A 13,101-nucleotide genomic window follows, 5' to 3' on the forward strand; every position below is an offset into this window, starting at 1 on the left:
CCTAATAAACCTGACCAAGCTCAACCAAGGTTTGGTTGGGCATGAGCCCAACGGCGCGCTGCTGCAAATCCGGGAGGTCTTTCGCATCGGCGGCGCACTTGATAAAGAGGTTCCAACTGCTGCCCGATGAGCCCAGACGGTCGGCAGGGTAGTCGGGCCATTGAAAATCTACCTCGCGGGGGAGCTGCTGGTAGCGCCGGATAGCGGCCTGCGCTGCTGGCGTATTGAAAGCACTTTGCTCAAACTGCTGCCGCACGCCCCGGTAGCCTTTGCCACCGGCCACAACTTCTACGTAGCGCACGAGGCTCAGAATCCGGTTTACTTCTACCGATGCTTGGATGGTAGCAGGCTGACTTACGGCCGGATGTAGCACCGAAAATGTCAGCACCATAAATAACAGACACGATATAAAGCGGCCACTCATAGGGGTATAGGCATATAGTTGGTTGTAAAGTGCGAAAAAACAACTGCCTTGCTTTATCTCCTCGGTGGATACTTTGCGCCGGGCAAGGCAAAAAGGTATATTTGTAGCTCTTACCCTCAAACTCGGTGCACCTCCTACCCACCTTTTTACTCCGCTTGCGTTTCGCGCTGCTCACAGCTACTATGCTGTTTGTGCTGTCGCTGAACCACCAAGCTGTGGCTACGCTGCGGGTGGTGCCGGTGGGTAAGGGCACGCGGGTAGACGCTGCCCCCCGGGCGGCAGTAGTAAAGCAGCGCGTAAATCTCGAAGCCACTTCGCCGCTAGGGCTTTTCCTGGCCCCAGCGGTGGATGCGTGGCTACCGCTCCCAACACCAGTGGTCGGGCTTGGCTGGTTGCCAGTACGCCTGGCGCAACTTGCTCCCCGGCCCTGCGCTATTCCGGATTTATTCCGCACGCGGCTGCTCGTAGCTGCTTTATCGCCGCACGCCCCGTAGTGCCCAGGTTGCCCTGCAACCAATTGACTGCCTGCACTTTTTCTTAGAAATCGGCGTTCAGTTGTCGCCGATATTACTCTGACTATTGCGTGGCGCAGCTGCTCCAGCAGCTCGCAGTACACTGGCTACTGCATCCTTTCCAACCCAGCACATCAATTATTTACTCAATGCGTAATAAAGGACTCGTCATTACGCTGACACTTATTGTGTCGGCGTTGTGCATTTACTTTCTCACTCTCACGTTCGTTTCGCGGGGCGTGCAGCGCGATGCGGTAGCCTACGCCAGCCGCGGCGGCAAACTGGTGGAGCCCAAGCGCCAGCGCTACCTTGATTCGGTATGGCGTGCGCCCGTATTTGGCCCCCTCACCTACAAGGATGTGCGCACCTCAGAGCTTGGCCTGGGCCTCGACTTGAACGGTGGTATGCACGTAACCCTAGAGGTTTCGCCAGTAGAAATCGTGCGGGCTATGTCGGGCAACTCCAAGGATGTGGCTTTCAACAAAGCCCTCGTAAATGCCCAGCAAGCTCAGAAGTCTAACCCTTCAACGCCCTTCACAACGCTGTTCGCTCAGTCGTACCGCGAAGTAGCTCCCAACAACAAGCTGGCTAGCATCTTCGCCAACACCACCAACAAGAGCCGCGGCATCGACATTAATTCAACCAACGAAAAGGTTGTTTCAGAAATCAACAAGGAAGTAGAAGAGGCCATTGACCGTTCCTTCAACATCCTACGCACCCGTATCGACAAGTTCGGTACCAGCCAGCCTAACATTCAGCGGGTGAAAGGCACGGGCCGTATTCAGATTGAGTTGCCCGGTGTAGATAACCCCGACCGTGTGCGCAAGCTGGTGCAAGGCCAAGCCAAGCTGGAGTTCTGGGAAGTGTGGCGCCCCGACGAGTACGCGCCCTACCTGAACCAACTAAACGAAGTGCTGAATGCTAAGGAAGCTGCCGGTGCTACGGCTGCTGTTGCTACTGCTTCTACCGACACCGCCCAAGCCACTACCGCTACGGCTGCCGCCGATACCTCCTCGCTGGCTAGCAAGCTGGCCAAGAAAACGCCTGCTACGGCCAAAGCCGACTCAGCTTCTCCCAAGAAGAACGTGCTGGCTAGCTTGTTTACCATGCCCGGTACTCTGGGCTCCAACGTGCGCGATACGGCCCGTGTGAATGCCGTGCTGCGCAGTCCCGACACCCGCGCTGTATTGCCCTCTAACCTCACCTTCATGTGGGGAGTGAAGCCCGACGTTATTGACGGTCAGGAATACCTGCAACTCTATGCTATTCGCAAGAGTGGCAGCGCAGATGCTCCTATTGGTGGCGAAGTAATCAGCGACGCTCGCGGCGACATCGACCCCATGAGCGGCCGCTCGGAGGTTTCTATGCAGATGAACCCCTCCGGTGCTCGTAAGTGGCAAAAATTGACTGCCGCCAACGTAGGTCGTCAGGTAGCCATTGTACTTGATGACTACGTGTACTCTGCGCCAAACGTACAGACGGAAATTGCTGGTGGCAACTCCAGCATCTCCGGCAACTTCACAATTGAAGAAGCCAAGGACTTAGCTAACATTCTGAAGGCTGGTAAGCTGCCCGCTCCTACTCGCATTGTGGAAGAAGCCATCGTAGGTCCTTCACTGGGCCAGGAGGCTACCAACCAGGGCCTGTATTCTTCGCTGGCTGGTTTGGTTATCATTATGATCTTCATGGCCGTGTACTACGGCCGCGCTGGTATGGTCGCCGATGCGGCCCTACTCTTCAACATGTTCCTAATTCTGGGTGTTCTGGCGCAGTTTTCCTTTGCCCTTACGCTGCCCGGTATTGCTGGTCTGGTGCTTGTAATTGGTACGTCGGTGGATGCTAACGTGCTGATCTTTGAGCGGATTCGGGAAGAACTTGACCACGGCCTGCAAACCCAGGACGCCATCAACAAAGGATACGGCCGTGCTTTCTCGGCTATCTTCGACTCCAACGTTACCACGCTGATTATTGCGTTGATTCTGGGCTTCTTCGGTACAGGTCCGGTGCAGAACTTCGCCATCACCCTCGGCATTGGTGTATTCACTTCCTTCCTGTCGGCGGTATACGTGTCGCGCCTTATCATCGAGCGTCTGACCAAGGGCAAGGACAAATCCTCCCTGACTTTTGACACGGCTATCTCGCGTCACTTGTTCAAAGGCACCAACTTCGATATCGTGGGAATGCGCAAGTATGCCTACGTTGCTTCTACGGTTATTATCCTCCTGGGCTTCGGGCTGATGGCCCTGCAAGGTGGCCCTAACTTGGGTGTTGACTTCCGTGGAGGCCGTGAGTACATCGTGGACTTCAACAAAGCTATTCCGGCTTCTGACGTGCGCGACTTGCTGACCACCGATTACTTTGGTGGCGCTGGCACAGAGGTAAAAACGTTTGGCTCAGCTAACCGCCTGCGCATCACAACGGGCTACTTGGCAGCTGACGAAAGCACCGATGCCGACAATAAAGTGCGCGCAGCCTTAGAAACGGGCCTGAAGCAGAAGTACGCCGCCGCTACGCCTACGGTGAAAAGCTCCTCGAAAGTGGGCGCTACTATTGCCGACGACATCAAGAAAACGTCGGTAATCAGCTTGGGCTTGACGCTGCTGGCCATCTTCGTGTATGTACTGCTACGCTTCGAGAAATGGCAGTACTCCATGGCAGCAGTAGTAGCCCTGTTCCACGATGCGCTGCTGGTTATTGCAACCTTCCCCATTGCGCGGGCTCTGGGCCTGAATTACGAAATGGACCAGGTGTTCGTGGCAGCCGTGCTAACGGTAATTGGCTTCTCCATGAACGACACGGTTGTTATCTATGACCGTATTCGGGAATACCTGCGTGAGAACAAGCACCTGACGTTTGCTCAGGTAGTAAACCCCGCCCTGAATAGCACCTTCTCCCGCACCATGATTACGTTCACCACGGTATTCTTGGTAGTGGGCGTGCTGTACGTGTTCGGGGGCGAAACCCTCCGCTCCTTCTCCTTCGCCATGCTGATTGGTATTATCTACGGTACGTATTCGTCGCTTTTTATTGCGGCGCCGCTGATTCTGGATACCTACGGCCGTAAGGAAAAAGCCAACCTTAATACGACGACTGACGCGGGTGCTCCCAAGCTCTCCACTGCCAACGTATAACCTTTGTTTCTCCTGCTCAATGAGCAGGTAGCAAAAAGCCCGGCCGCTCGGCCGGGCTTTTTTTATGCGTTGCATTCTAGCCCAGCTTGCCCATCTTATCACTTAGGCTAATTCACAGAGTGTCTCTGCAGTGCTTCCGGCGGCACTGGCTACCTCATAGGTGGCATATTCACAGCCTCTTGGGTGGGGCAGTGTGCTGATGATAATTTTCTACGCAGGGCTTAAGGTCTAGCTACAGATTGAAGCCCAAACAAAAAGCCCCGGCCGTCAGGCCAGGGCTTTTTGTTGACGAAGGGTTTCGTTAGAAGGAAGCGGTAACGCCTTCGGCTACGACCTCTTTCACTTCGGGAACCATGCGCTTGAGCAGGTTCTCGATGCCTGACTTTAGCGTAACGGTAGCCGAGGGGCAGCCCGAGCACGAGCCTTGTAGATTCACCGTTACGATGCCATCCTGGTAGCTCTTGAAGGTGATGTTGCCGCCATCTTGCTCTACCGCTGGGCGCACGTAGTTGTCAAGCAGGTCAATGATTTTCTGGCTGGTCTGCTGATCTACTTCCGAAGAATTACCCGAGGCAGCAGCTTGCTGGGCGGCGCGCTGCTCAGCGGCGGGGTCTACGGTGAAGATAGGGCCAGCGGCCTCCACGTACGATTTCAGGAAGGTACGCAGCTCGGGGATGAGCTGAGCCCACTGATGCTCGGTGGTTTTGGTGATGGTAACGAAGTTCTGCGCAATGAATACGCGGCCAACGTAATCGAAGCCGAATAGCTCCTGCGCCAGGGGCGAATTAGCAGCGGCTTCTACCGTTGGATAGTCTACGCTCACCCCATCCGACAGGAGTTGGGTGTTGAGCACGAACTTCATGGATTCAGGGTTGGGGCTGGCTTCGGCGTAGATAGAAACCGGGGCAGCGGGGGCAGTGAGTTGTTCAGCCATGTTTGAAAGACTTGGAGACAAGCAGAGAGAGTGAGTCGGCCGCTTTCAGTCGGCCTGGACAGATAGAACCGCACAAGACGGTAGAAGTTGCAAAGGTAGCTATGATTTAAAGAAGCTCGTGCAGGTAGCACGCCATCCTTAGCAAGTGCTTCTAAATATAACGCATCAACGCCAAGCATAATTCATCTAGCTTAGGCACCCTACCACAAGTCAGCGTAGTAGCTCAAGACTTTGCAGCAGTTTATCCCTTATAAAAGGCTTTTTAAGCGCTATACAACCAGCGCAGCCTCGTTTTTTACCGCTCTTGGTTAACCTCCTACCTTTGCAGCTTGCCTATGCTACATACTCTTTTACTTTCTGCTGCCGCTCCTGCCTGGCCCTGGCTGCTTCCTTTCTTTGGCTTACTCACCCTCATTGCCACTGGCCCACTGCTGTTTCCGAAGCTCTGGGAAAAGCACTACGCTACGGTGGCGGTAGGTTTGGGCCTGCTTGTGCTGGGCTACTACGGGATAGTTCGCCGGGACTGGCACACGGCGGTAGAAACGCTAGCTGAGTATTTCTCTTTCGTAGCCTTGCTCACGGCGCTGTTTGTCGTGGGGAGCACCATGTACCTCAATATTAACCGGCAAGGCACACCAGCCCGCAACGTGCTGCTGCTAGGCATTGGGTCAGCACTGGCTTCACTTATTGGCACTACGGGGGCATCGCTCCTGCTGATTCGCCCGTTCATTCGGCTTAACGACTCGCGCATCAGGCCTTACCATATTGTCTTCTTCATCTTCACTGTAAGTAACGCTGGCGGGTTGCTCACGCCCCTCGGCGACCCACCGTTGTTTATTGGCTACCTGCGTGGCGTACCTTTTTTCTGGACTACTTGGCATTTGCTAGCGCCTTGGCTGCTAGGGACGGGCTTGCTGCTACTTCTGTTCTGGCTAAAAGACCGGCGCAATCCATATCCGGCACCGCTTTCGGGCAACGAGCAGCGGCGGGCTCTGCAGGGCCCGCTCCCGCTATATGATTTGAATGGTCACTATAATCTGCTGTGGCTGTTAGTGGTGCTGGCTGCCGTGTTCCTAGACCCTAGCCGTCTGCCGTGGCTACCTTACCTGCCCATAGCTGGCCTAAAGGTATCGGTGGTGCGGGAGGTAGTGCAACTAGGGGCAGCTTGGGGCTGCTACCGCACAGCCCACCACAAGGCGCTCAAAGCTAACCACTTCAACTTCGAGCCTATTCAGGAAGTAGCCCTGCTGTTCTTCGGCATTTTTCTGACGATGATGCCAGCCCTGCAAACCGCCGCTCAGGTGGCTTCTTCGCCAGCAGTAGCGCAGCAGCTTACCCCAACTTCCTTGTACTGGCTTACGGGTGTGCTGTCTGCCTTTCTCGATAACGCGCCTACGTATGCCAGCTTTGTGAGCTTAAGTATGGCGGGTCATCAACTTCCCTTCAATGATGCAGATTCTGTGCGTCAATTTGCGGAGTCGGCGGCTACTATGCCACTGCTGCGCGCCATTAGTAGCGGGGCCGTGCTATTTGGTGCCCTTACTTACATCGGCAACGGGCCGAACTTCCTGGTGCGGGCTATTGCGGAAAAAGAGGGCGTGCCTATGCCTTCATTCTTTGCCTACATTGGGCGTTATGCTCTGCCCTATTTACTACCCGTACTAGGCATTGTAAGCGGGTGGCTACTGTGGGGCTGACAGTACATCCTGGCTGGGTGGGCTGTCATCAAAACCTGGCCTACCCTCCCTCACGTACGTTGCCGGTATGCTGCCTCGTCTTACTACTGCCTTGTTTCGCCCCGTTGACATTGCTTGGCTAGTAGTCTTTCGTATAGGTGCGGGCGGGCTCTTAGCCCTTGAAATGGCAGGCAGCCTCGCCCTGGGCTATTACAAGGAATATACCCAGCCTCAGTTCCACTTCTCCTATTACGGTTTTGGCTGGTTACCGCACTGGCCGCCGGCCGTGATGATAGGGTTGCACTTAGGGGCTATAGCCGCCGGAATTGCGGTGGCGGCGGGATGGCGCTATCGTCTGGCGGCGCCCTTGCTCACCCTGTGCTACACCCTACTGTTCCTGGCCGAGCAAACGCGGTACATCAATCATTTCTACCTCTACTGCTTAGTGGCCTTTTGGCTGTGCTTGCTGCCGGCCCATCGGGCCGCCTCTGCCGACGTGCACGCCGGTCGGGTAAAGCTCAGCATTACTACTCCTGCCTGGACACGCTACCTGCTGGTGGCCCAACTCTGTATTGTGTATTTCTATGCTGGTCTCGCCAAGCTGAACACCGACTGGCTGATGGCCCGCCCACTGACGGTGTGGCTGGCTCCTAAGGCACACTACCCTATTATTGGGAGCTTGCTTGGTCATTGGCTTACCCCCTGGGTGATGAGCTATGCTGGTACCGCCTTCGATTTGCTGGTTGCCCCTCTGCTCTTGTGGCAGCGCACCCGGCGCTGGGCCTTCGCATTAGCGGCCGTGTTTCACCTATCCAACGTCCTTATTTTTGGCTTAGGCACGTTTCCGTGGTTCTCGCTGATGATGACCGCCTGCGTATTTTTTCCACCTTCGTGGCCGCGGTATACTCCACTACTCAGGAAGTGGGTAGCAGCCCGTATCGGTGGGCCGAGTACGCTCAAAGAAGCTGCTGTTCCGGCCGGTGCGGGCCTGTTAATGGCTGGGTTAGCAGCCTATTTTGTATTACAACTAATAGTTCCACTTCGCTTTGTGCTGTACCCTGGCAACGTGCACTGGACGGAAGAGGGGCACTATTTTGCTTGGCATATGATGCTGCGCTCCAAGCAAGGCACTGTGGTATACCGGGTCGTAACGCCCAATGGAAATACCGAGTTTGTGCAGCCATCATCCTACCTCACTCGCACGCAAACTCGCAAGCTAGCAACGCATCCCGACCTTATTTTACAGTTCGCTCATTTCCTGGCCGACCAGTATCAGCGCCGAGGTACAGGGCCCGTACAGGTGTACGCCGATTCATACTTGGTGCTGAACCGCCGGCCGGGGCGCCCCCTCGTGCGCGCCGATGTAGACCTGGCCACCCAGCCGCGCACCCTGGCTCCATCCTCCTGGATTTTTCCCGCGCCACCAGTAGAATAAGCTAGAATACTTATTAGGACGTTTACTTAAATGATGATGCGGGCACGGGCTTTCTGCTTAGTCTACCTTATTGGCACGGGCACGCAGGAGCATATCGGCTAGTACCAGGGTAGTCATGGCATCTACGATAGGCACGGCGCGGGGTAGCACGCAGGGGTCATGGCGGCCCCGTCCGGCCAGCATAATTTCCTCTCCTTGGTCATTGATGGTGGCCTGGGGCTGCAAAATGGTAGCTACCGGCTTGAAGGCAACCCGGAAGTAGATATCCTGCCCATTGCTAATACCACCTTGGATTCCCCCACTGTGGTTGGTGCGAGTTCGTACTTGACCTTGTTCGTCGGTGTAGAATGTATCGTTGTGCTCCGAGCCGAATAGCAATGTTCCGCCAAAGCCTGAGCCATACTCAAATCCCTTGACCGCATTAATGCTCAGCATGGCCCGGCCTAGCTCGGCGTGCAGGCGGTCGAACACAGGCTCACCCAACCCGGCGGGTACTCCTTGTACTACCCCGGCCACAATACCGCCTACCGTATCCTGCCGGTCGCGGGTCTGGCGAATTAGCTCGGCCATACGCTCGGCAGTCTCGGGGTGTGGGCAGCGCACTGGGTTCGATTCAATCAAACTTAAGTCTAGCTCCTGGTAGCCTACGGGCACTTGCACGGCACCCACTTGCGCTACGTAGCTACTCACCCGAATGCCATAATGAGCCAGCAGCTTGTGCGCTACCGCACCGGCCGCTACCCGCGCCGCCGTTTCGCGGGCCGAACTGCGCCCGCCGCCACGGTAGTCGCGGCGACCGTATTTCTGGTCGTAGGTATAGTCGGCGTGAGAGGGCCGGTAGGCGTGCTCAATGTGCGAGTAATCGTGACTGGCCTGATCCTGGTTGCGAATAAATAAGCCAATGGGTGTACCCGTGGTATAGCCTTGAAACAACCCCGACAGTACTTCTACCTGGTCGGCTTCCTTGCGGGGGGTAGTCAAGTCACTCTGTCCGGGCCGCCGCCGGTCGAGGGCGGCTTGAATATCAGCCACTTCTACGGCCAACCCAGCCGGACAGCCATCGATTACTACGCCAATTCCCGGCCCGTGCGATTCGCCAAAAGTAGTAATCCGAAACAGGGTACCGAAGGAATTAGACATAGCAAGTTGAAGTGACAGGTGAGTAAGCCGCAAGCAATGCGTCTGGGCAAAGATACAGGTGTCATTCGCAGCGCAGGCACAGAATCTCCACAGCAACCCGCTAACTCCGCGTAATGGCGCTACCTAGCGGGCTGATACCAACGCTAGGATTGCCTAGAAATCATATTGTGCTTACCACTGGAGTAGCTGGCCTACCTATTTCTACCTGCCTGCCACCAGCCAAACCCGGCTATGGCCAACAGTGCTACTAGTAAGAAATTGGCGTAGCGGCGTACATCTCGGTAGAGGCCTATTTGTTGCAGCGTATTATCAGCATCGCGCAGCGCTTCTTGGTAGAAGGGGTCCGTGGGGTGCGGGCTGAACGTGACGGTCTCTCGCACCGGGCCACGCACCTGTGGCCGTAGCTCAGGACGCAGGGTATCATAGCGGGCCGTTTCAGGGTTGAAAACCACTAGCCTTAGCAGGCTATCTAACGGCACCTGGCCCGGCCGCCGCGCTACCACCCGAAACCGGAAGCTCTTGCGACCACCCACCCGGCCACTCTCCCGGGTTAGGTTCTGGTCTACATCAGGGCCATAAAACTCTAGTCCTTCGCGTGGGGCAGGGGCCGGCAGGTTTACTGCAGCCAAGTTTCCCTCTCCTTCTACCGTAAATGTGTAGGCAAATGCCTGTCCGGTTCGAAACGTGGTACGGTCAATAGCCTCCCGAAGCTGGTAGCTACCTACCGGCACTTGGTCACGCAGGGGGTGCGGCGGTAAGGCTAGCACAGTTACCGTTTTAGCCCCTGAGAAGTAGGTTTTAAATCCCTCCATTCGGTTGTCTAACCCCGGGTCCGGCTTTTTAGCTACCCGGTACTTCACCATTTGAAGGGCTACAGCCGGGAATACCAAGGGCTGCGTATTAAGTGGGTAAAGCTCCGCTTCGTACAATTTGAAACGCAGAAAGGGCTTACCACCTACGGTTACCGCTTCGGGCGTTATTTCCTGCTCATCGAAGGTTTCTTCCCATACCGTACGCTGGCGCAGTTGCCGAATAATATCCGGAAGCTGCCCAGCGAAGTTGTAGAAGTCTAGTACGCCCTGGTCCTCCGCGGTGAGGTAGAAATACAAGGCAATGTGCACCCCTTGTCCCACGTATATCCGCGCCCGATCGGGCACTAGGGCCAGAAAGGCTTGGTCCTTGGGCTCCACGTACTCCTGGGGCTTGGGTTTGCCGAACAACTGATCCAGTGACCCAATGCCTTGTAGCGGGCCCGTACTAGGAGGCGTAGCCGGACCAGTAGCCTGGGGCCCTACCCGCAGTGTACCACCGCCCGAGCGTACCGTCAGCGCATTTATCGTCATGGTGAACGGCTTAATCACGTATTCGCCCTCCGCATAGGCGGCATAGCGTTGCGTGATAATCAGCTCGGAGGAGCGCTGCCCGTTTACAATGCGTGTAGTGGTAGTGCTAGACTTTCCGCTTTTCTTAAATCCTTCCAGATCGGGAAAAGCCGAATAGCGCTCCAAAGCAGCCCCCCGCAAATGAAAGCTGATGGTAAAATACTCGTTGATTGGAAAGGAAGCCTTGCCCAGTTCAATTTCTGCCTCCGCTCGGCTCGCACTTGTACCCTGGGCCATTGCCGTTGGCACCCACAGAAATGCGGGCAACACTACAGCCAGAAAATACAAGAGAAAGCGCATCAAAAAAGCAGGCTGAGAAGAAGCAAAAATACGGAAATCCGCAGGGTACGGCCTCATTTCCTTGCTAGGAAATAGAGATAACGGGGACCGGGGTTGCGAAGTCAGTTTACAAAATTTGGGCATTGATCAATCCATAGTTGCCGAGCTAGCGTAATTCTCTCCAAACACAATCTCAACAGTCTACTGCCCAAAAAAATCCACCTAGCCGGGGTGGCGGGCCTTGTATTGCCTTCACTTTTCATTCACCACCAATTACCTTACCCATGTCCAAAATCACCCAACCCGGTGGGGACGAGGCGGAATTCGCCAAGCCGCTATATACGCCCATCAAGCGTCGCTCTTTCTTTATGTACGCCGGTGCTACGGCAGGTGCTACGGCCCTTCTCCTATCGGGCTGCGATGATGACGACGAAACGACGAATGACATGCCCGGCATGGTCAACGTTGGCTCTAGCAGCTTAGGTGTACTAAACTACGCATATGCTCTGGAGCAATTGGAGGCTGGTTTCTACACGGCCCTGCGTGATGGCTCTTACTACAAAGGCCTGGGCGCTACTAGCGCTGAAAAGCAGATCTTGGATGACCTGTACTATCACGAAGTAATTCACCGCGAGTTCTTCAAAGCAGCTCTCGGCACAAATGCCATTAAGGCGCTGGAGCCCGACTTCTCAAAAATCGACTTCTCATCTCGTACGTCTGTACTGGGCACCGCAAAAGCCTTTGAAGATTTGGGGGTAGCTGCCTACAATGGTGCTGGCCGCTACATCGCTACGGACAACGCAGGTTTGAACTACCTGGTAATTGCTGGCAAAATCGTTTCGGTAGAAGCTCGCCACGCGGCTCTTATCCGCGACCTAGTATCGGAAGGCTCGTTCGTTGATTCGGATGTGGTAACTATCGCCACGAACGGCTTAGAGATTAGCAAGTCTCCTTCTGAGGTTGTAACTGTGGCAAACACCTTCCTCAAGGACGGTTCAAAACTGAACGTTTCCGGCTTGGTATAAGGCACCGGTAGTTCTCACTCCCATTCTAACAGCGCATTCAAGATGAATTTCTTTCATATCCTCTCCGAAATTGAGAAAACTGATCCAGAGGTTTTCGAGCGTTTCGACTCCCGCCGCGAGGTATTCAAGCACCTCACTGGCTTTGGCAAAAAACTAACAGCTGCTACCCTGCCTATGGCAATGGGTGCCATCTTCAACAAAGCCTACGGCCAAACTAGCAGCGCACCTTCCGTATTCGACGTGCTGAACTTCGCGTTGAAGCTGGAGTACTTAGAAGCTACCTTCTACAACCTAGGTTTGGCTGGCGACGGTACTGTAGGAACTGGTGCAGCTAGCACCACAGTGTCGGCTTCTCAGACGGTCTTGCGGAATCAGTTCAGCGAAACTAACCGCAACGCGCTCCTTAAGATTCGTACCGACGAGAACAACCACGTAAATTTCTTGCGTGCAGCTATTACGCAGGCGGGCGGTACTCCTATTGCTGCTCCGGCTGTATCACAGTTCGATTTTACAGGTGGTAAGGGCAACAACGCGGGGCCGTTTGCTGGCGTATTTAGCAGTGCAGCGGTTTTCCTTGCTGTAGCCCAGTCATTGGAAGACACTGGTGTACGAGCTTACAAAGGTGGTGCTCCCTACCTAGCTTCTAACAAAGATGTGCTGACGGCAGCTTTGAACATCCATTCAGTTGAAGCTCGTCACGCCTCACGCCTCCGCACGATGCGCCGTGGTGGTCCCCTGAACAATGAAGCCTCCAAGACTGCTGCCGGTTCAAACCCAAGCACTTCGCCTAAGAGCTGGATTTCAGGTCAAGACGGTGGTGGAGCCGCCCCAACGTACACTGCTCCAATTTATGGTGCTGGCCAAGCCCCTTCCTACACGCCAGCTGGCATTACGTTCCCAGCTGAGGACAACGTAACGCAAGGCGGTGTGAACTTACAGACTACGTTGGCTTCCCTCAACTTCCCGGCTGCTGCTTTCTCGGAAGCTTTCGACGAGCCGCTACCCGTACCTACGGTAATTACTATCGCCCAAACCTTCACCATTACGGGCAGCACGTTCTTCTAGGCCCTAGTCTTTGGAAGAAATTGTTTAGCAAACAAAAAAGGACGACCACACGGGTCGTCCTTTTTTGTTTGCTACTAGTGCAACTCCCTCTGTGCTTG

10 protein-coding genes are annotated in these 13,101 nt (G+C 55.1%); 6 read left to right on the forward strand and 4 right to left on the reverse strand.

What is annotated here, in order from left to right; translation table 11 throughout:
* Nucleotide 1: 1 nt before the first annotated feature.
* Nucleotides 2–391 (reverse strand): hypothetical protein, encoded by a 390-nt coding sequence (locus tag CHB83_RS05940; protein WP_143437015.1) that lies wholly within the window; start codon nt 389–391, stop codon nt 2–4.
* A 158-nt stretch (nt 392–549) separates the two neighbouring features.
* Here CHB83_RS05940 and CHB83_RS05945 point away from each other — a divergent pair, with 158 nt between their 5' ends.
* Nucleotides 550–918, forward strand: a complete 369-nt coding sequence (locus CHB83_RS05945; protein ID WP_045687415.1) for a hypothetical protein — start codon at nt 550–552, stop codon at nt 916–918.
* 167 nt (nt 919–1,085) lie between these two features.
* A complete protein-coding gene (gene secDF / locus CHB83_RS05950) occupies nt 1,086–4,067 on the forward strand; it encodes a protein translocase subunit SecDF (RefSeq protein ID WP_089332001.1) in 2,982 nt (993 codons plus the stop codon).
* Between the two features lie 301 nt (nt 4,068–4,368).
* Here the strand turns inward: secDF and CHB83_RS05955 are convergent, their stop codons facing one another.
* On the reverse strand, nt 4,369–5,001 hold the full coding sequence (locus CHB83_RS05955) for a NifU family protein (RefSeq protein ID WP_045687417.1): 633 nt from the start codon (nt 4,999–5,001) through the stop codon (nt 4,369–4,371).
* 335 nt (nt 5,002–5,336) lie between these two features.
* Between CHB83_RS05955 and CHB83_RS05960 the strand changes: the two genes are divergently transcribed.
* Nucleotides 5,337–6,698 carry a sodium:proton antiporter gene (locus CHB83_RS05960; RefSeq protein ID WP_089332002.1) on the forward strand — a complete coding sequence of 454 codons (1,362 nt, stop codon included), beginning with the start codon at nt 5,337–5,339 and terminating at the stop codon, nt 6,696–6,698.
* A 67-nt stretch (nt 6,699–6,765) separates the two neighbouring features.
* Nucleotides 6,766–8,112: an HTTM domain-containing protein gene (locus CHB83_RS05965; protein WP_089332003.1), complete on the forward strand. Its 1,347-nt coding sequence runs from the start codon at nt 6,766–6,768 to the stop codon at nt 8,110–8,112.
* A 57-nt stretch (nt 8,113–8,169) separates the two neighbouring features.
* On the opposite strand, the gene aroC is transcribed toward CHB83_RS05965, so the two are convergent.
* Both aroC and CHB83_RS05975 read right to left on the reverse strand, forming a co-directional pair.
* Complete coding sequence (aroC, locus tag CHB83_RS05970; RefSeq protein WP_089332004.1) at nt 8,170–9,252, reverse strand: chorismate synthase; 1,083 nt, start codon at nt 9,250–9,252, stop codon at nt 8,170–8,172.
* Nucleotides 9,253–9,443: 191 nt separating this feature from the next.
* The gene (locus CHB83_RS05975; protein ID WP_179225468.1) at nt 9,444–10,934 is read right to left on the reverse strand and encodes a BatD family protein; all 1,491 of its coding nucleotides are present in this window, start codon (nt 10,932–10,934) and stop codon (nt 9,444–9,446) included.
* A gap of 263 nt (nt 10,935–11,197) precedes the next feature.
* On the opposite strand from CHB83_RS05975, the gene CHB83_RS05980 reads away from it, so the two are divergent.
* Nucleotides 11,198–11,938 (forward strand): ferritin-like domain-containing protein, encoded by a 741-nt coding sequence (locus CHB83_RS05980; RefSeq protein WP_052694992.1) that lies wholly within the window; start codon nt 11,198–11,200, stop codon nt 11,936–11,938.
* Between the two features lie 42 nt (nt 11,939–11,980).
* Nucleotides 11,981–13,003, forward strand: coding sequence for a ferritin-like domain-containing protein (locus CHB83_RS05985; protein ID WP_089332006.1), 1,023 nt, complete (start codon nt 11,981–11,983; stop codon nt 13,001–13,003).
* Nucleotides 13,004–13,101: the final 98 nt, after the last annotated feature.

Source organism: Hymenobacter mucosus, assembly GCF_900188255.1.
In the GTDB taxonomy this organism is placed as follows: domain Bacteria; phylum Bacteroidota; class Bacteroidia; order Cytophagales; family Hymenobacteraceae; genus Hymenobacter; species Hymenobacter mucosus.